This is a genomic window from Actinoplanes sp. NPDC023801 (genome assembly GCF_040639655.1).
Classification (GTDB): domain Bacteria; phylum Actinomycetota; class Actinomycetes; order Mycobacteriales; family Micromonosporaceae; genus Actinoplanes.
This window is the reverse complement of record NZ_JBFAAI010000016.1, coordinates 188,154-206,177: the sequence shown is the minus strand read 5'-3', so window position 1 is coordinate 206,177 and position 18,024 is coordinate 188,154. Positions and strand designations below refer to the sequence as shown.

Here is an 18,024-nt window from a genome sequence, read left to right as displayed (position 1 = left end):
CTGGGAGGCGGCGACGGATGACCATGGTGAGTGCTGACGGTGTACGCGAATCCGCCGGCCGGCCCGGTGCCGTGTATCTGCTGGGCCCGCTGGTCGTCGCGGGGCTGGCCGCCGCCGGCGTGGTGGCGACGTACCGGGTCTTCGTCGGCACCATCTCCGGGCAGTGGCTGGACACGGCCGCGATGCTCGGCACCGACGTCGAGCACCCCCGGGTCGCCGAGATCCTGGGCCGCACCATGGACGCGACCACACTGACCAGCCTCGTGCTGGTCTGTATCGTGGCCGCCGCGGTCGGGCTGTTCCGCAAGCGAGCCGACCTGGCGATCGCGGCCGCCGTCCTGGTGCTGGCCGCCAACATCACCACCCAGCTGCTCAAGGGCTCGTTGCCGCGGCCGCCGTCCGACGGGCTGACGTACCCGAACTCGTTGCCCAGCGGTCACGCCACCGCCGCGGCGTCTGTCGCGTTCGCCTTGGTCCTGGTTCTGCCACCGGCTCTGCGGGCGACGGCCGCGCTGATCGGCGCCGCCTACACCGCGGTGATCTCGATCGGCACCGTCTGGGCGCAGTGGCACCGGCCCAGCGACGTCGTCGCCGCGGTCCTCGTCGTGCTGGCGTGGGGTGCGGTCGCGGTCCTCGGCCTCCGGCTGGTGCGGTGGCGCAGAGCGGCCAGGCCCGGCCGCCCGAGCTGGCTGGGTGTCGTGCCGCTGCTGGCGACGGCGGCGATCACAGCGCCCGTCACGGTGCTGGGGTTGCTTCTCGGGAAGACCTCGGAGAGCATGACGACCACCCCGGAGCCCAGCCGGTTGACCTTCCTCACCGGTGCGGCCGGTACCGCCGCCGTGGTGGCGATCGGCTTCCTGGTCTGGCTGTGGCTCACCACCGACGACGAGAACATCGCGACACCGTGACATCGGAGGCCCCGCCATGACCGCAACCTTCAGCTCCGCCGAGGCCTCCGCCCTCGCCGCCATCGACGAGCAGTCCATCGCCAGGCAGCTCACGGAACTCCTGGCGATCCCGAGCATCACCGGCAGCCCCGCCGAGAGCGAGATGCAGCACCTGCTCGCTGCCCACCTCGACCGGCTCGGGCTCGACATCGACCTGTGGTCCATGGACCTGCCCGCCCTGTGCGGCAACCCCGGTTTCCCGGGCACCGAGGCGCCCCGCGACGAGGCGTGGGGCCTGGTCGCCACCACCCCCGCGGCCGAGGGTCCGACCGTCATCCTGCAGGCACACGTCGACGTCGTCCCGCCGGGGGACCTCGGCAAGTGGGCCGGCGACCCGTTCGTCCCGTACGCCGACGGGGACGACATCCACGGCCGTGGCGCTTGCGACATGAAAGCCGGGCTCGTGGCGAACCTGGCCGCGATCTCGGCCATCCGCGCCGCCGGCATCCGGCTGCCCGGCCGTGTCGCCGCCCACTTCGTCGTCAGCGAGGAGGACGGCGGCCTCGGCGCCTTCGGCACCCTGCAGCGCGGCCACACCGGCGACGCCTGCATCATCACCGAGCCCACCGGCGGCACCGTCATCACCGCCAACGCGGGGGCGCTGACCTTCCGCATCGAGGTGCCCGGCAAGGCCACCCACGCCAGCACCCGGTACGCGGGTGTCAGCGCCATCGACGTGTACCTGCCGATCCACGCCGCGCTGGCCCGGCTCGAGACTCGCCGCAACACCGGCGCCGACCCGCTGATGGCCGGCTACCGGATCCCCTACCCGCTGGCGGTCGGCATCGTCCGGGCCGGTGACTGGGCCAGCACCGTTCCGGACCTGCTCGTCGCGGAAGGCCGCCTCGGCGTCCGGCTCGGCGAGGATCCGGCCGCCGCCCGTACCGAACTGGAGAGGTGCGTCGCCGAAGCGGCCGCCTCCGACCCGTGGCTGCGCGACCACCCGCCGGTGGTCGCCTGGACCGGCGGCCAGTTCGCCAGCGGCCGCCTCCCGGCCGGGCACCCCCTCGAGGATCTGATCCGGGAAGCCCACCGCGACGTCACGGGCGAACCGCACCTCGAGAACCGGGGCGCACCGTACGGCAGCGACCTGCGCCTCTACTCCGCCGCCGGGGTGCCGACTCTGCAGTACGGGCCGGGCGACGTACGCCTGGCGCACAGCCCGTACGAGAAGGTGTCGGTCACCGAGACCGTCCGGGTGGCCCGCACGGTCGTCCTCGCCGTGCTCCGCGCACTCAGCAGTTCGGCAGGATCTTGAACGTGTAGCCCTGGCTCTTCAGCTTCGGCAGCAGTCGCTTGAGGGCGGCCAGCGAGTCGGCCTGGGAGTCGCCGCCGTCGTGCATGAGTACCACGGATCCGTTCCGTACGTTCTTCAGCACGCGGTGGTAGATGCGTGACGAGGTCTGCGAGTTCTCCCAGTCCCGGCTGTCCACGTCCCAGAGCACGGTCCGCAGGCCGACCTCCTTGGTCCAGCGGCGCACCGCCGTGCTGGTGGCCCCGTACGGCGGGCGCATGCAGTCGCTGCGGTGACTGCCGAGGGCGCTCTGGGTGCGGGTGAGCTGGCTCTTGACCTGCGCCTTGCTGAGCTTGGTCAGGTTCGGGTGGCTCCAGGTGTGGTTGGCGAGAAGGTGCCCTTCACGGTCGATACGGGCGACGATTCCCGGGTACGCCTTGACGTTGCGACCGGTGGTGAAGAAGGTGCCCTTCGCCCCGTTCTTCTTGAGGACGTCGAGGTACCGCGGTGTCCACTTGCTGTGGGGCCCGTCGTCGAAGGTCAGGTAGACCGTCTTGCGTGCCGGTGCCGCCTGTGCCGGCGAGGCGACGAACGTGATTCCGCAGACGAGGGAAAGCATGCCCATCAGGGCGGCCACGGTGCGCATCTCTGCTCCCATCCCCGCCGGGCGCATCCCCGGCGAACCGTCACGTTATGTAGCCGTCGATTCTTTGGGTAGCTCTGCGTAGCGACAATGGCTGTTCGGCCCACGGGTTTCTGCCCGGTCGTTCTCAACCGGTGTTGACCTCGTCGGTGCAATTCTCGCGGCGCGGATCGTCCCGCCAGAGGCAGACCTGCAGGGTGACCGGTGCGCCGGCGATGGTCGTGGCCACCGCCGGAGTGTGCACATACTTACGCTCAGTAACGGCTAGTACCCTGTCGCAACTGCGCCACGGGCTGTCGCCGATCCGCCAGCGGACGCGTGTCCCGCCGGCGTGCGGATCGTGGTCGTCGGAGCCCGCCCGGCCCCAGTAGTAGGTGCGTCCCTGATGGCGGGCGTACCGGGCCGAGCCGTTCATCTGGTCGAAGTCGAGCGTCGGATTCAGCCGGGTCGCCCGATCGTCGGCGAAGACCGAGGTCGTGGCGTCGATGATGTCGTCGCCGGAGGCGCCGTCCCGGCAGGCGGCCTCGGTCGCCGTGTTCGGGCGGGCCATGAAGATCCCGGCCGTGGTGCACGACAGGACCACCAGGAAACTGCCGAGAGCGATGCCCCACCGCCGCCGCCTCCGGCCGGGACGATGAACGGTGACCGTGGCCTCCAGGACCACCGGTTCCGCTTCCCGGCGTTCCGGCGTGGCACGTGCCGCGGGCAGCAGCGCCGGTGCGTCCCGGTCGGCCTGCTCGGCCGCCTCGACCAGAGCCGCGATGCGGGCGCTGGCCACGGCCAGCCGCTGGGCGTCGGCGTCGTCGAACGGTGCCTCGGCGATCAGGTGCGCGGCCCGGGCCACCCCGACAACCAGGACGGGGTCGGTGATGTGGCGCAGGTCGCCGGCGAGGACCTTGGCGACGATGTCCTTGTCGACCGAGATTCCGGGAGTGAGCCGGTGGGTGCGGATCACCTCGGCCAGGTGCCGCAACGACCCGGGTCGTCGCCGGCGCCGGGGTGGGGCCGACCCCGGAGGGGGTGTGTAGACGCCCTCCCGGCCGGCCTGCCCCGCGGCGGCGTCGAGGCTGGAGGCGAGCAACTGTGCGGCGTCGTGAGCGTCCCGCCACCAGGGCGCCAGCGGCTCCGGCATTCCAGCAACCTCCCGAGAATCGATGTCCGTTGATTCTCGCAGAGGCGATCCGGGTGTCTGAAGGGGACAGTCGTGCCGGGCCGGGGCGTGCTAACTTCTACAGCCTGTAGAAGTTGGTGCTGACCGGAGGGGCAGCGCAACACGATGACGGCAACGCTGGGCGACTTGCTGCTCGTCTTCCTGGCCGACCGGCCGGGAACCGCGTACGACCTGCAGCAGCGCCACACACAGACCTTCGGCCCGGACCGTGTCGTCGACGTCACCCGGGTCGGCGCGACCCTCAACCGCCTGGAACGACTCGGGTACGTGCGGACCGCGGCCGTCGTCCGGCCCGGCACACGGCGGGTGTGCACGGTGAGCGATGCGGGCCGGGCCCGGCAGCGTGCCTGGCTGCTCGACGTCCCGGCTGGTCCGGCCGGGACGGACGTCGTCGACCGGGTCCTGCTCGCCATGACGGCCGCGGACCGGGCGACCTTCGACGCGGTCGTCGGCGCCTGCCTGACGGCCATGCAGGCGCAACGGCAGCGGGCCGCCGGTCACAACACGGCGGTAGCGGTGTCGGCTCCGGCGGCCCGCGCCGAACTCGACGACATCATGGCCGACTCGGTGCTCACCTGGTTGCGCCGCCTCGCCGGCCGTCCGCGGGGGCGCGACGTCGCAGCCTGATCGGAGCTTGGCACGGCCCGGGCGGAGGTGGCGCCGGGCCGGCGGTGTCCGGCACCGGACGGGTATCGGATCAGGACGTGGCGAGCACCGATTCGACGGCGGAGACCAGCTCGGGAGCGTCCGGGCTGGTCTGCGGGGAGAACCGGGCGACGACCCGGCCGTCCGCGTCGATCAGGAACTTCTCGAAGTTCCAGCGGATGTCGCCGGTGTGGCCCTCGGCGTCGGCGTGGCCGGTGAGCGCCTGGTAGAGCGGATGCCGTCCGTCCCCGTTGACGTCGACCTTCTCCGTCATCGGGAAGGTGACGCCGTACCGGGCGCTGCAGAACTCGGCGATCTCGTCGGCGGTGCCGGGCTCCTGGCCGCCGAACTGGTTGCACGGTACGCCTAGCACGGTGAAGCCGCGGTCCGCGTACCGCTCGTGGAGCTTCTCCAGGACCGCGTACTGCGGCGTGAGGCCGCAGCGGGAGGCGACGTTGACCACGAGGGTGGCGGTGCCGCGGAATTGGCCGAGATCCAGCGGCTTGCCCTGAAGGTCGGCGATCTGGACGTCGTAGATGGCCGGCTGCGTCACGCGGTCCTCCCGGAGTTGGCGATGCGATCTTCCAGGTCAGCCTAGCCGGGTCAGGTCGCCTTCCTGAGCCAGGCGCGGCACAGCCACCAGGCAGCGGTGCCGCGCAGCCGGGTTGAGGGTGTCAGCCGGCTCGGCCGAGACGCGTGAAGGAGACCGCGAAGACGGTCGAGGCGATCCAGCCGAGGATGGTGCAGAGGTTCAACAGCCACTCCAGCAGTACGCCGTTGCGCTCCGCCACCGGGTACCAGGTGGACCGCTGGTGCAGGTCGATCAGCGGTACCACCGTGTCGACGGCGTAGAAGAACGGGCTCAGGCAGCGGACCTTGCCGTTTCCGCAGTCGCCCGGCGGGTCGTGTTCGTCCGGCAGGGGCTGGGCGCCGGACGGGGTGAAGACCAGCGCGTTCTGGTCGGTGGCGCGCATCTGCGCCTGCACGCCGGGCAGGCTCAGTCCGGCGGTGACCGCGGCGATCAGGGCCAGCAGCAGATAGAGCGCCCGCTGCGGCCGGAATCCGTAGCGGACCGTGACGTCCTGCAGCAGATCGAAGAAGCGGCGGCGTCCGGTCCGCAGCTGACGGGCCTGGCGGCGCTGGGCCACCAGTACGGTGTCCGCTCCGTCGGCGTCGCCGGCCGTCCGCAGTACTGCCGCCAGGTGTTCCCAGGCGCGGGGGTCGTACGGCGTCATCCGGGACAGCCAGGCGATCCGTGCGTCGGCTTCCCAGACCGCGCCGCCATCCGCCTCGACCGCCTCGAACCGCTCATAGACGAAACCACCGACATACGAGTCAGGTGGCCAGTCCCGGTCCGGGCGGTCGGCGAGGTAGGACGTCGTCGTGCCGGTGAAGTCGGCGCCGCCTGACGTGATCCGCCAGCCCAGGTCGATTCCACCGCGGATCACGGCCGCGATGACGTCGATCGCGGCTCCGCGCCGGTTCGACGCGCCCGGTGGGTCGAAGGGCTCGGCGGGCGGCGACCACGCCAGGGTGGCGCCGTCGGCCCGGAGCCGGCCCCCGATGTTCGCACGGCTCAGGACGACCAGACCGGTCGACCGGAAGTCACCGCACAACCGGACATTGCCGGTCACCTGGGCCATGTGCAGGCTGATCGTCGTGTCGCCCGGATTGCTGACAAAGGCGTCCTCGGCGTCGAAGACACCGGTGATCGAGGCGCCCCGGAAGGCGGTTCGGCCGCCGACGGCGGTCATGCCGCGGAGTTCCACGTCGCCGGTGACGACGAGTCCGACGGCGGAGAGGCAGCGACGGTTGAGCGGTTTGGTCAGCGTCGTGTGGTCCAGGCAGATCGGGCCGTCGACCCGTGCGCTGTCGAGGCGGACGGTGCCCTCGATGGAGGCCGCCGACGCGTCGAAGCCGCCGTCCAACCGCGCCTGGGACAGGTCGAGTGCCACGTCGAGGGGATTCCAGACGGCGCCGCCCAGCCTGACCCCGCCGCCGAGCTGGGCGCCGGGCAGCAGGATGCCGCCGTGCACCACGGTGTCGCCTTCGATCTGGAGGGTTCCGTGCACGGTGAGTCGCGGTGCCAGCAGAAACGTCCGCCCGGCGTTCGACGCGATGCTGTAGATGCGCGCACCGGTGCCGGCCGGTGGGGCGGTCAGGTCAGCGTTCCGGATCACGAGCGCGCCGCGGATCGTCGCGTGGCTCATGTCGATCCGGCCGTGGAGGCGGCAGCGACGGCCGGTGTCCGGCGAGTCGAGCAGGAACATGCTCCCGCCGATGGTCGCCTCGGCGAGGTCGAGCGCGCGTCCGCCGGCCGGCGCGAACTCGGCGCCCATCACGTCGAGCGAGCCGCCGAGTTGCATGGCCAGCAGACGGATCTCGCCGGTGGCCCGGAAGCCGTTCACCAGCCGGATGTTCCCCGCCACCCGGATCCGGTCGCCCTGAACGGCGCGGCCGGTCGACGGCAGGATCCGCGTGCCGTACGCGATCAGGCTGCCGCCGATGTCGGCCTCGGTGAGCCAGACGCTCGCCGGGCCTCCGGTCGCGGTCTCGGTGGGGAGGTCGCCGTCGACCACCATGCCGGACAGGATGAGGTCGCGCGTGATGCGGGTGCCGGAGGCGAGGAGGCCGGGCAGGACGGCCGGCCGTGACGCCCGGGGATCGGCGATGATCACCAGCTCTTGCAGTTTGGCGCCCTGCACGTTGACCGGGCCGGTGAAGGTGCAGGACTCGAACCGGAGAGGAACCGGCACGGTGCAGGTGCGCAGGTCGAGACTGCCGGTGACCCGTGCGTCGGCGAGTCGCAGGCCGAACGGGTCGGCCTCGTCGGCGGACAGGCAGGCGGCGCGCAGACCGGCGGCGTCCACGTCGGCGCCCGCGCAGGTCAGGCCACGACGGGCGCGTGACGCGGCGAGCAGTTGTGCGACGAAGTCCTCGTCCGGTCGCAGTGGCAGCCAACCGGAGGAGTCCATGCGTACACATTAGAAAGGGGCACCCACCGTGTGATGGGTGCCCCTCGCCGGATCAGGAACTACTTCCAGGTGATGTCGCTCTGGCTCACCTTGCAGTTGCTGTCGTTCCAGCCCTCGCCGAGGTACTTGGGCTCACTGCCCTTGGCGACGCCCTGGTACTTGCCGCAGACCGTGGCGCCGGAGCTGCTGGTCAGGGTCACGCGGGTGATGGTGGCGGTGTCGCCCCAGTTGCTGTTGATGCCGGCCACCATGTCGATGTTGTTCAGCAGCACGTTGTCGATCTTCACGTGGCGCTGGTGCGAGGTGGTGCAGTTGCCGCAGCCGCGGTACAGCTTGCCGGCGCCGCTCAGGTAGAAGCCGGAGATGCTGACCGTGCCGTTGCCGTTGTGCTGGAACGTCTTGTCGCTGCCGGACCGGGCGCCGCCACCGATGACGTAGCTCGTACCGCCGGTGGTGCCCTTGAAGGTGGCCGCGTCCTCGCCGATGTCGTTCCACCACACGTTGCGGATGGTGCAGGTGCCCTCGCAGTGCACGCCGTCGCCGGCCGGGGAGCCGAGGATGACGTTCTGCAGGGTGCCACCGTTGGCGATCTTGAACATCGGGTCCTGCGACTCACTCTGGCCGCCGTCGCCGATGCAGCAGTAGGTCTTCATGCCGCCGTCGAACGTGCCGGAGACGTTGACCGTGCCGGAGATCGAGACGTTGCCGGTCGAGCTCGGCCACGCACCGGTCGGGGTGCCGGTGCCGCCGGTCGGTCCCGGGGTCGGGCCGGTCGGACCGGGGGTCGGGCTGGTCGGGCCGGAGGTGGGGCTGCTGGTCGGGGTGGAGCCGCCGCTGGAGTACGTCTCGAACTCGGCGATCCGCGGCGCGCCGGACGCGCCGGTGATGTCGAGGGTCAGCTTCTTCAGTGACGTGGAGGCGAAGTTGATGGTGCTGGGGCTGCCGCTGCCACTGGCCAGGACACCGCCGTTGTCGGCGTTGAGCAGGCGCCAGGAGCTGATCGAGCCGCCGCCGGAGGCCTGCTTGATGACGGCCGAGGACACCGTGGTGGCGCTGCCCCATTTGACCGAGACGTAACCGGTGCTGCTGCCCGGCGCCCAGTAGGTGCCGGCGTTGCCGTCCTTGACGTTGCCGTAGCTGGTGCCGCTGGCCTTGCTGGAACCGTCGGCGCCGGCGCCGAGGCTCAGGTTGTCGGCGGCCATGGCCTGCGCTGTCGGCAGCATCAAGGCGATCGCGGCGCTGGTGGCCGCGGTGGCTCCCACGGCTATCCAGCGGAGGGCGACTGGTCTTCTCATCGGGTGCTCACCTTCATGTGGGGATGGGGCAGCGCCTTCGAGCGGGGGGAAAGCGCTTTCCTGGCGAGAATAGAGACGGCTCGATGGGATCGCAAGACGAGGGAGATATGAGAGTTGACTCTCATAAAATGTGAGAGGACACTCTCAGGAATGGAGGCTACGAATCCGCTCGGCGACGTCGAGATCACCGACCCGCAAGCCATGCGCGCGCTGGCCCACCCCGTCCGGCTCGCCATCCTGGACATCCTGCGCCGCAACGGCCCCGCCACCGCGACCCAGCTGGCACCGGAGGTCGGTGCCACCCCGACCGTGACCAGCTGGCATCTGCGTCACCTGGCCGGTTTCGGCCTGGTCCGCGACGCCGAGCCCGGACCCGACCGCCGGCAGCGGCGCTGGGAGGTGGTCGGCCGAGGTTTCCGCTTCAGCGCCCCGATCGACGACGAGGCCGGCGCGGCCGCCGCCCGCGCGCTGGGACGGGAGATGTTCCTGCGTTACGCCGACCTGCCGCACCACTGGGTCACCGAGGTCGAGCCACAGCTGGAGCCGCAGTGGCGCCGGCTCGGCGGCCTGGCCAACACCCGGGTCCACCTGACCGCCGAGGAGCTCCAGAACATCGAGAACGCCATCGAGCAGGTGCTCGCGCCATATGTGACCAGAGATGCCGACGACCGCCCGGAGCAGAGCCGCCCGGTGCGCCTGATGCGCTACACCCTGCCGGAGGCACACAGTGAGTGATCTATGGCGCCACCGGGGATTCCTGCGGCTGTGGGGCGGCCAGACGCTGTCGCAGTTCGGCGACCGCATCTCCGAGCTGGCCCTGCCACTGATCGCGGTGACCCTGCTGCACGCCTCCACCGCCGAGGTCGCCGCCCTGACCGCGCTGGTCTGGGGGCCGAACCTGCTGGCGATCCTGCTCGGCGCCTGGGTCGATCAGCAGCGCCGCAAACGCCGCCTCATGGTGTTCGCCGACCTCACCCGAGCGGTGGCCCTGGCCACGCTGCCGGTCGCCTACCTGCTCGGCACCGTCACGCTCGGTCACCTCTATCTGGTGGCCGTCGCCACCGGGATCGCCGGCGTGCTGTTCAACACCGCCTACGCGTCGTTCTTCGCCCGCCTGGTCCCGCGCGGCTCCTACCTCGACGCCAACAGCAAACTCGGCGCCAGCCGTTCGGTCTCCCAGGTCGCCGGCCCCGCGGCCGGCGGGGGACTGGTCCAGCTGCTGACCGCGCCGATCGCGCTCCTCGCCGACTCGCTCACCTTCCTGCTGTCCGCCCTGCTGATCGGCCGGATCCACATCGAGGAGCCGGAGCCGGCCCTCGCCGCCGGTACCCGGCCGTCGATGCTCAACCGGGCCCGCGAGGGCCTGCGGTACGTCGTCGGCCACCCGGTGCTGCGGGCCAGCCTCGGTTGCTGCACCACGGTCAACTTCTTCACCTTCATCGCGTACGGGCTGACGGTGCTCTTCGCCAGCCGTGACCTCGGCCTGTCCGCCGGAGCGATCGGCCTGGCCTTCGGGGTGGGCGCGATCGGCAGTGTCCTGGGCGCCGTCCTCGCCCCGCGGATCTCCCGGTGGATCGGCGTCGGCCCGACCATCGCCACCGGTGTCGTGTTGTTCGCCGCCCCGATCGCCGTCATCGCCATCGCCGGGGGCCCGGTCTGGGCGCGGATCGGCGCACTCGCCGTGGCCGAGTTCGTCTCCGGGTTCGGCGTGATGCTGCTCGACGTCAACCTCAACTCGCTGCAGACCAGCGTCGTGCCCGACGACATGCGCAGCCGGGTGTCCGGCGCGTTCAGCACCGTCAACTACGGGGTCCGCCCGCTCGGCGCGCTGGTCGGGGGAGTGCTCGGAACGTACGCCGGGATGCGCCCGAGTCTTTTGATCGCGGCCGTCGGTGGCACCCTCTCCGTGGGGTGGCTCCTGGCCTCGCCGATCGTGCGGATCCGCACCCTGGATGCCCTTCTCCTACCATCCTGAGAGGACTCGGATTATGCGCACACGCACGCTGGGCAGGGGACTCGAGGTGTCCGCCCTCGGACTGGGCTGCATGGGCATCAGCCACGGCTACGGCGAGGCGGCCGGCCGTGCCGAGGGGGTCGCGGTCATCCGCGCCGCGGTCGAGGCCGGCGTCACCTTCTTCGACACCGCCGAGGCGTACGGCCCGTACACCAACGAGCAGGTCGTGGGCGAGGCCCTGGCTCCCTACCGGGACCGGGTCGTCATCGCCACCAAGTTCGGGTTCGCCCTGGGCGGCGGGCAGCAGCGGGCCGGCCTGGACAGCCGTCCCGAGCACATCCGCGCGGTGGCCGACGCCTCCCTCAAGCGCCTCGGGATCGACACGATCGACCTGTTCTACCAGCATCGCGTCGACCCGGACGTCCCGATCGAGGACGTCGCCGGCGCGGTCGGCGAACTCATCGCCGCCGGAAAGGTCCGCCACTTCGGCCTCTCCGAAGCCGGCGTCCGGACCATCCGCCGGGCCCACGCCGTACAGCCGGTGACCGCCCTGCAGAGTGAATACTCGCTGTGGTGGCGCGAGCCGGAGGAGGAGATCCTGCCCGTCCTCGAGGAGCTCGGCATCGGATTCGTGCCGTTCAGCCCGCTCGGCCGGGGATTCCTCACCGGCAAGATCGACCAGAGCACCGTCTTCGCCGACGGCGACATCCGCAACGGCCTGCCGCGGTTCAGCGCCGAGGCCCGCCAGGCAAACCAGGCCCTGGTCGACCTGATCGGCACCGTCGCCGCCCGCCTCGGTGCGACTCCCGCGCAGATCGCTCTCGCCTGGCTGCTGGCCCGCAAGGCGTGGATCGTGCCGATCCCAGGCACCCGCAACCCGCGGCGCCTGGCCGAGAACCTCGCTGCCGCCGACCTGGAGCTGAGCGCCGACGACCTGGCCGGCCTCACCGAGGCGGCGGAGAAGATCGGTGTCCAGGGCGACCGCTACTCGGCCGCCATGCAGCGGACGATCGATCGCTGAACAGCCCTTGAGAAGCCTCCATAAGATCATCGGGTGGTGATGATCGACCTCGGTGACGTGAGTGCGCCGGAATACCCGCGCCCGGACCGGCGGCCGCGTCACCGCTACCGCCGGCGCGATCTCGGCCTGGCGTTCGTGGCCGTGCTCTGCCTGGCGACGCTGCACTCCGTGCCGGTGACCGCGCCGATGGTCCGGACGCTGTGGACGTCGCCGTTCGACGGGTTGCTGCTCGCGCAGGCCGGCCCCGGCACGGTCTTCGCCCATCGGGCCGTCGGCCGCGGCGGTGAGCTGGTCGCCCACGACCTGGCCACCGGACGGATCCGGTGGGCGGTGCCGACCACACCGGCAGCCGTCTCGGCGGGCTGGATCTCGGTGCTCCCGGAACCGGGCCTGGTGCTCCTGCCGACGGAGACCGGCGCCGCGGTTCTGGACGCGGCCACCGGCACTAGTCTGTGGACACTGGCCGGCAGCGTGGAGGGCCGGACCGTGGACACCCTCCTGCTGCGCGAGGGCGGGGACGACGGCCGCGCGTCCCGGCTGCGGCTGGCCGGGGCCCGGGATGGCCGGACGATCTGGCAGCGTCCGGTGGGCGACGTTCAGACCATGCGGGTTCAGGACCGTGACGGCCGGCCGGCGGTCGTCGCCGTGAACGACGGCGACCTCACCCTGCTCCGCTACGACGACGGCGCGATGATGGGCCGTACGGACCTGCCGCAGGCCGGCGTCGACGCGCCGCAGCTGTCGTTCGCCGGTGACCAGCTGCTGGTCAGCCGTTACTTCGACAATCGGGTCTCGATCACCGCGCACCGGCTGGACACCCTCGCCGAGAGCTGGCGGACCGAGGTTCCCGGCTGGGGCTCGGCCGACGACTGCGGTCCGGTCGTCTGCCTGACCAGCGGCGCCGGGGTCTCCGGACTGGAACCCGGCAGCGGAGCCGAACGGTGGCTCGTGCCCGGGGCCCAGGGCATGTCGCCGGTGTCCGGCCAACGGCTCCTCGCCTTCGAGAATCCCCGCTCGCCGGACGGGCAACCGTTGCTCTCGATTGTCGACGCGGCGACCGGCCGGCGGCTCGGTGACGAGGTGTCCGGCCTGCCGGCGTACTCCTTCACCGGTGATCGCCGGCTGGTCGTGCTGCGGCCTCACGGCCCGGCGGTCGCCCCGGCCAGCGTCTACGACCTGGATACGGTCACCGGCCGCAGCACCCTCCTGGGGCAGGTCGGGTATGAGCTCATCAACGAGCCGTACGAGCTGGCCGGGCGTTACCTGGTCCGCCAGCGTCAGGGCCGGCTCCAGGTCATGGCCGTCGGCTGAGGCGCGGCTTGCGGCGGGCGCTCGTCACGACGAACGGGACGACCGCGAGTGCCAGCACGCCACCGGCGATCGACAGGGTGGCGTAACCGGTGGCGTTCATGATCATGCCGCTGGTGATGCCGCCACCGGCACCGGCCAGCGCGACGCACAGGTCGACGGTGCCCTGGGTGCGGGCGCGGCCGTCAGTGGGAGCGTTGTCCGTGATCATGGCAGTGCCGGAGACCAGCCCGAGGTTCCAGCCCAGCCCGAGCAACGCCAGAGCGACCGTGAGCAGCACCACCGAGTCCTCCGGGGCCAGCGCCGCCACGACACCGGCCGCGAGCAGCGTCGACCCGGCCGCTACCGCGACCGGCACCCGGCCGGCCCGGTCCACGAGAACGCCGGTGACCGGCGACGGCAGATACATCGCGGCGATGTGGATGGCGATCACCAGGCCGGTGGCCTGCAGATCGTGGCCGTGGGCCTGCATGTGAACCGGCGTCATCGTCATCACCGCGACCATGACCACCTGGGTGAGCACCATGGTGACCGCGCCCGCCATCACGCTCCCGGCAAACCGCCGGCCCGGCTCCCGGCCGCCGGCGACCGACGAGGCGGGCGCGGTCCGGGCCGCCAGCAGCGGGTCCGGGCGCAGCAGCAGGAACAGGACCGTGCCGGCGATGCCGTAGGCGACCGCCGCCAGTGCGAACGGCCCGGCCAGAGCGGGGATGCCGTACCGCTCGGAGAGCTCACCGATCGGCGCGACCAGGTTGGGGCCCGCGACCGCACCGAGCGTCGTCGCGACCAGGACGGTGCTGACCGCCCGCCCGCGCCGGTCCACGGTGGCCAGATCGGTGCCGGCGTATCGGGCCTGCAGATTGGTGGCGGTGCCCGCCCCGTACACCAGCAGGGACACGAGCAGCAGCGGCAGGTTGTCGAGAACGGCGGCCAGCACCACGCCGGCCCCGCCGAGCGCGCCCGCGGCGTACCCGGCGGCCAGTCCCGCCCGCCGCCCCGAACGCTGCGACAGCCGGCCCACCAGCACCGCGGTCGCCGCCGAGCCGGCGGTGAACAGGGCGGTCGGCAGCCCGGACAGGCTGGTCGTGCCGAACATGTCCTCGGCGAGCAACGCGCCGACCGTGATACCGGCGGCCAGACCGGCGCCGCTGAACACCTGCGAGGCCATCACGACCGCGAGGGTGCGCCGCTGCAGCGTCCGGCGCGCTTCGGGCGTACTGATGGAGCTGGTGGATGTCATTGTCCGGGGTGGTCCTTGCCGTTGGGAGATAGTTTCGGGTCGCAAGGTTTCTACCCTGGAGGCGCCGATGGGGCATCCGATCTTCGCCCGCTTCTACGAGAAGCTGAGCGTGCAGATGGACCGGGCCGGAGTCACCGAGCACCGGCGGGTCCTGGTGGCGGGCCTGTCCGGCCGGGTCGTCGAGATCGGCGCGGGTAACGGCCGGATGTTCACCCACTACCCGCCCGCCGTCACCGAGGTGCTCGCGGTCGAGCCGGAACCCCGGCTCCGCGCCGCCGCCGAGACCGCGGCCCGGACCGCGCCGGTGCCGATCCGGGTCGTCGACGGCCTTGCCGACGCGCTGCCCGCCGGCGACGGCGAGTTCGACGCGGCCGTCACCGCGCTGGTGCTGTGCACCGTGCCCGACCAGCGGACCGCGCTCGCCGAGATCCACCGCGTGCTGCGGCCCGGCGGCCGGCTGCGCTTCCTCGAACACGTCCTCGCCGAGCAGCCCGGCACGCTGCGACGGGTTCAGCGCGTCGTCGACGCCACGGTGTGGCCGTGGCTGGCCGGTGGCTGCCACACCGGGCGCGACACCGCCACCGCCATCACGGCGGCCGGGTTCACCGTCGACGAGCTGCATCGCTTCCGGTTCCCGCCGGACGGCCCGACCAGCCCCGCCTCCCCGTTCATCCGCGGCTGCGCCGTCCGGGGCGCTCCCTGATCGTGCCGGTCGGGTCAACGGCACCCGGACGCCGGCCGTAGCATCGCCCGGTGCGAACTCGAAGGATCGCCCTGACCGCCGCCGTAGCCGTGTGCCTGGCCGCCTGTCAGTCGGAAGAGGCGGCACCCAGCATCGCCCCGACACCGTCCGCCCCGGTGACGGTGGCCGGTTCCGTGCGGCCCCCGGCCACGCCGCCCGCCGCGTCCACCTCCGCGACGCCGTCCGCGACGCCGGCCGTCAAGTCGCTGCCCAAGCCGGGCAACGCGGCGGGCCGGGCGGCGATTCCGGCGGCGGCGCGGCCGGTCGACACCAGCAAGCCGGATCGTACGATCGGCGACGGCACCCCGGCGAGCTGCACCTCCGCGGCCGTGGTTAAGGCGGTCGCGGACGGCGGCCTGATCACCTTCGACTGCGGCCCGTCGCCGGTGACGATCACCATGACGGCGACCGCCGAGGTGCGCAACCCGGTCAAGAGGGTCGTTCTCGACGGCGGCGGCCGCGTGACCCTGGACGGCGCGGGCAAGCGCCGCATCCTCTACATGAACGTCTGCGACACCGCGCAGGGCACCAGCCCGGCGAGCGGGCACTGCCACGAGAAGGCCACCCCGCGGCTGACCGTCCAGAATCTGGCGTTCACCCGCGGCAACGCGACCGACCCGACCGACGAGGCCGGCGGCGGCGGGGCGATCTTCGTCAACGGCGGCGGCCTCAAGGTGATCAACTCACGCTTCACGAACAACAGATGCGCGCGTACGGGACCCGACCTCGGCGGCGCCGCGATCCGGGTCCGGCTGCAGGGCGCGAACCAGCCCGTCTACGTGGCAGGCAGCACCTTCACCGGCGGCAGCTGTGCCAACGGTGGAGCCCTGAGCAGCATCGGCGTCTCCTGGACCCTGCTCAACAGTCACTTCTCCGGCAACTCGGCCGTCGGCACCGGCGCCAACCCGGCCCGTGACGGCACCCCGGGCGGCGGCAGCGGCGGAGCGATCTACCTGGACGGCAACACCTTCCAGCTCAGACTCGACGGCACCCGGATCGAGAAGAACCGGGCGAACGAGGGCGGTGGCGCGGTCTTCTTCGTCAGCAACGACCGCACCGGAACCCTGTCGATCCGCAACTCCACGCTGCGCCGCAACACCAGTGAGGGCTTCGAGTCCGACGGCCTGCCCGGCATCTTCTACCTCGGTGCCGGTTCCCCGTCGATCAGCGGTTCCCGCCTGACCGGCTGACCCCGGCTTCCGGCGAAGGCGGCGCCGCCGTCACAGGGCGACGGCGGCCACCCGGTCACGGCCGGCGTGTTTCGCCGCATACAGGCTGGTGTCGGCCTGACCGAGCAGCGACTCAGCGGACACCGGACCGACCGTCCAGGTGGCGACGCCGATGCTGACGGTCACCGGCAGGGCGCCGGTGAGCGGGCTCCAGTTCGTCGTGCGTACCAGATCGGCCAGCGCCTCGCACCGGTGACGTGCCGCCGCCTCGCTCACGCCGGGCAGCAGGATCAAGAACTCCTCGCCGCCGAGCCGGGCAGCGCGTTCGGCACCGGTGACGAAGCGGTTGAGCAGGGCGCCGAGCTCCTGCAGCACGGCATCACCGGCCGCGTGCGACATCAGGTCGTTGATTCGCTTGAAGTGATCGGCGTCGATCACCGCGACCGACAGCGGATCGCCGGAGCGCTGCGCGGTGGCCACCGCGGCGGCCAGGCGTTCGTCGGCGTAGCGCCGGTTGTACAGGCCGGTCAGCGCGTCCTGGTAGGCGAGCGCCTGGAACCGCTCGGAGGTACGGCGGGCCTCCTCCGCCTGGAACACCGCCTGCATGGCGTAGGCGCGAGCCTCCCGTTCGGCCGAGTGCAGCCGTTCGGCCCGGGCATGGAAGAGCCGATATTCCTCGTACGCCTCGCGGAAGCGCCCGGCCCCGGCATGCCACTCGGCCCGCGCCCGGTGCACACGACTGCCGGTCCCGTCGATACCGCGCTCGTCGCAGATCACCGAGGCCCGGTCCAGCGCCTCGCCGGCCATCTCGGGACGGCCCGTGCCGCTGTAGATCTCGGCCAGCGTCAGGAGGCATTCCGGCAGGCTGTCGCCTTCGCTGACCAGTGGCCCCTCCGGGTCGTCGAGGACGGGCTGCAAAGCGGCCTCCGCCTCGTCGAACCGGCCCTGCAGGAACGCGATCCGGGCCAGCGTGTCCAGGTAGAGGCCGTCCAGGGCGATCCCGTGCTCGGCGGCGATCGTCCGCATCTGCCGGGCCAGCTCGTTGGCCTGGCCGACGTCCTCCTTCTCGTACGCGGTGAACGCCATGTTGTTGAGGACGGTCAGCGCCTGGTCGGGGTCGTCGTACTTCTCGGCGAGCGCCAGTGCCTCGGCGAACCGGCGTCCCGCCTCGTGGAACTGGCCGTTGAGGTCCAGCAGCACCGCGACGGTGACCAGCTGGCTGCACAGCAACCGCTCCGGCAGGCTGTCGGCGTGCTGCATGCCGATGATGGCGTGCGACAGCGCCTGCGCCGGGTCGCCGAGCCGGCGGAAGAAGATGGCCTGCAACCGGTGGCCGCGGGCGATCAGCAGTTCGTGGCCGTGCTGCTCGGCCCAGAAGGTGACCTCGCGGGCGACCCGGCCCTGCTGGACGCTGTCGCCGCGACGCCCGGCCACGTCGGCCAGGATCAGCTGGGCCCGCTGCACCAGATCCTCGAATCCGTGCTCGCGGGCCTGCAGTTCCAGCATCGCGGCCGGGGCCGGAACCGCCTCGAAGTTCTTCGGCGTGAGCAGTTCCAGCTCCAGCAGGTGTGCGACCAGGCGGTCACGTATCGTCGGCTGGTGCGGGGGTGTCGCGGTCACGGCACTCGATTCGGCGTGTCGATCCACCACCTGAGACATCTCCCGCGGATCGCGCGGTCA

General features: G+C 71.8%; 16 protein-coding genes. 9 read left to right on the top strand and 7 right to left on the bottom strand.

Going from position 1 to position 18,024, the window contains the following annotated elements; all coding sequences use genetic code 11:
- Nucleotides 1–17 precede the first annotated feature (17 nt).
- A complete protein-coding gene (locus tag AB0G04_RS27210) occupies nt 18–908 on the top strand; it encodes a phosphatase PAP2 family protein (RefSeq protein ID WP_360988032.1) in 891 nt (296 codons plus the stop codon).
- Between the two features lie 16 nt (nt 909–924).
- Entirely contained in the window at nt 925–2,205 is a 1,281-nt protein-coding gene (locus AB0G04_RS27205; protein WP_360988030.1) for an ArgE/DapE family deacylase, read from the top strand.
- Here the strand turns inward: AB0G04_RS27205 and AB0G04_RS27200 are convergent.
- The gene (locus tag AB0G04_RS27200) at nt 2,183–2,827 is read right to left on the bottom strand and encodes a polysaccharide deacetylase family protein (RefSeq protein ID WP_360988028.1); all 645 of its coding nucleotides are present in this window, start codon (nt 2,825–2,827) and stop codon (nt 2,183–2,185) included. The genes AB0G04_RS27205 and AB0G04_RS27200 overlap by 23 nt on opposite strands.
- A 124-nt stretch (nt 2,828–2,951) precedes the next feature.
- Entirely contained in the window at nt 2,952–3,956 is a 1,005-nt protein-coding gene (locus AB0G04_RS27195) for a hypothetical protein (protein WP_360988026.1), read from the bottom strand.
- Between the two features lie 144 nt (nt 3,957–4,100).
- Here AB0G04_RS27195 and AB0G04_RS27190 point away from each other — a divergent pair, with 144 nt between their 5' ends.
- Nucleotides 4,101–4,622 (top strand): PadR family transcriptional regulator, encoded by a 522-nt coding sequence (locus AB0G04_RS27190; RefSeq protein WP_360988024.1) that lies wholly within the window; start codon nt 4,101–4,103, stop codon nt 4,620–4,622.
- Nucleotides 4,623–4,692: 70 nt separating this feature from the next.
- Here the strand turns inward: AB0G04_RS27190 and AB0G04_RS27185 are convergent, their stop codons facing one another.
- From AB0G04_RS27185 to AB0G04_RS27175, 3 genes are all read right to left on the bottom strand, one after another.
- Entirely contained in the window at nt 4,693–5,193 is a 501-nt protein-coding gene (locus AB0G04_RS27185) for a glutathione peroxidase (protein ID WP_360988022.1), read from the bottom strand.
- Between the two features lie 121 nt (nt 5,194–5,314).
- Complete coding sequence (locus tag AB0G04_RS27180) at nt 5,315–7,615, bottom strand: hypothetical protein (RefSeq protein WP_360988020.1); 2,301 nt, start codon at nt 7,613–7,615, stop codon at nt 5,315–5,317.
- 59 nt (nt 7,616–7,674) lie between these two features.
- Nucleotides 7,675–8,910 carry a pectate lyase gene (locus AB0G04_RS27175; RefSeq protein WP_360988018.1) on the bottom strand — a complete coding sequence of 412 codons (1,236 nt, stop codon included), beginning with the start codon at nt 8,908–8,910 and terminating at the stop codon, nt 7,675–7,677.
- Between the two features lie 150 nt (nt 8,911–9,060).
- On the opposite strand from AB0G04_RS27175, the gene AB0G04_RS27170 reads away from it, so the two are divergent.
- From AB0G04_RS27170 to AB0G04_RS27155, 4 genes are read left to right on the top strand one after another with little or no spacing between them, the layout of a single operon-like run.
- On the top strand, nt 9,061–9,645 hold the full coding sequence (locus AB0G04_RS27170; protein ID WP_360988016.1) for a helix-turn-helix domain-containing protein: 585 nt from the start codon (nt 9,061–9,063) through the stop codon (nt 9,643–9,645).
- Nucleotides 9,638–10,885, top strand: a complete 1,248-nt coding sequence (locus tag AB0G04_RS27165; protein ID WP_360988014.1) for an MFS transporter — start codon at nt 9,638–9,640, stop codon at nt 10,883–10,885. Before AB0G04_RS27170 ends, AB0G04_RS27165 begins: the two co-directional genes overlap by 8 nt.
- Before the next feature lie 13 nt (nt 10,886–10,898).
- On the top strand, nt 10,899–11,885 hold the full coding sequence (locus AB0G04_RS27160; protein ID WP_360988012.1) for an aldo/keto reductase: 987 nt from the start codon (nt 10,899–10,901) through the stop codon (nt 11,883–11,885).
- 39 nt (nt 11,886–11,924) lie between these two features.
- Nucleotides 11,925–13,196, top strand: coding sequence for a PQQ-binding-like beta-propeller repeat protein (locus AB0G04_RS27155; RefSeq protein ID WP_360988075.1), 1,272 nt, complete (start codon nt 11,925–11,927; stop codon nt 13,194–13,196).
- On the opposite strand, the gene AB0G04_RS27150 is transcribed toward AB0G04_RS27155, so the two are convergent.
- Nucleotides 13,180–14,433: an MFS transporter gene (locus tag AB0G04_RS27150; RefSeq protein ID WP_360988010.1), complete on the bottom strand. Its 1,254-nt coding sequence runs from the start codon at nt 14,431–14,433 to the stop codon at nt 13,180–13,182. The genes AB0G04_RS27155 and AB0G04_RS27150 overlap by 17 nt on opposite strands.
- A gap of 67 nt (nt 14,434–14,500) precedes the next feature.
- On the opposite strand from AB0G04_RS27150, the gene AB0G04_RS27145 reads away from it, so the two are divergent.
- Together AB0G04_RS27145 and AB0G04_RS27140 are read left to right on the top strand one after the other, a co-directional pair.
- The gene (locus AB0G04_RS27145; RefSeq protein WP_360988008.1) at nt 14,501–15,136 is read left to right on the top strand and encodes a methyltransferase domain-containing protein; all 636 of its coding nucleotides are present in this window, start codon (nt 14,501–14,503) and stop codon (nt 15,134–15,136) included.
- Nucleotides 15,137–15,186: 50 nt separating this feature from the next.
- Nucleotides 15,187–16,365 carry a hypothetical protein gene (locus tag AB0G04_RS27140; RefSeq protein WP_360988006.1) on the top strand — a complete coding sequence of 393 codons (1,179 nt, stop codon included), beginning with the start codon at nt 15,187–15,189 and terminating at the stop codon, nt 16,363–16,365.
- 30 nt (nt 16,366–16,395) lie between these two features.
- Here the strand turns inward: AB0G04_RS27140 and AB0G04_RS27135 are convergent, their stop codons facing one another.
- A complete protein-coding gene (locus tag AB0G04_RS27135; protein ID WP_360988004.1) occupies nt 16,396–17,964 on the bottom strand; it encodes a GGDEF domain-containing protein in 1,569 nt (522 codons plus the stop codon).
- Nucleotides 17,965–18,024 lie beyond the last annotated feature (60 nt).

Bases quoted from the DNA above. Each gene is read 5' to 3' on its own strand.
- AB0G04_RS27210 (WP_360988032.1), top strand. From the start codon at position 18: ATGACCATGGTGAGTGCTGACGGTGTACGCGAATCCGCCGGCCGGCCC.
- AB0G04_RS27205 (WP_360988030.1), top strand. From the start codon at position 925: ATGACCGCAACCTTCAGCTCCGCCGAGGCCTCCGCCCTCGCCGCCATC.
- AB0G04_RS27200 (WP_360988028.1), bottom strand. From the start codon at position 2,827: ATGCGCACCGTGGCCGCCCTGATGGGCATGCTTTCCCTCGTCTGCGGA.
- AB0G04_RS27195 (WP_360988026.1), bottom strand. From the start codon at position 3,956: ATGCCGGAGCCGCTGGCGCCCTGGTGGCGGGACGCTCACGACGCCGCA.
- AB0G04_RS27190 (WP_360988024.1), top strand. From the start codon at position 4,101: ATGACGGCAACGCTGGGCGACTTGCTGCTCGTCTTCCTGGCCGACCGG.
- AB0G04_RS27180 (WP_360988020.1), bottom strand. From the start codon at position 7,615: ATGGACTCCTCCGGTTGGCTGCCACTGCGACCGGACGAGGACTTCGTC.
- AB0G04_RS27175 (WP_360988018.1), bottom strand. From the start codon at position 8,910: ATGAGAAGACCAGTCGCCCTCCGCTGGATAGCCGTGGGAGCCACCGCG.
- AB0G04_RS27170 (WP_360988016.1), top strand. From the start codon at position 9,061: ATGGAGGCTACGAATCCGCTCGGCGACGTCGAGATCACCGACCCGCAA.
- AB0G04_RS27160 (WP_360988012.1), top strand. From the start codon at position 10,899: ATGCGCACACGCACGCTGGGCAGGGGACTCGAGGTGTCCGCCCTCGGA.
- AB0G04_RS27155 (WP_360988075.1), top strand. From the start codon at position 11,925: ATGATCGACCTCGGTGACGTGAGTGCGCCGGAATACCCGCGCCCGGAC.
- AB0G04_RS27150 (WP_360988010.1), bottom strand. From the start codon at position 14,433: ATGACATCCACCAGCTCCATCAGTACGCCCGAAGCGCGCCGGACGCTG.
- AB0G04_RS27145 (WP_360988008.1), top strand. From the start codon at position 14,501: ATGGGGCATCCGATCTTCGCCCGCTTCTACGAGAAGCTGAGCGTGCAG.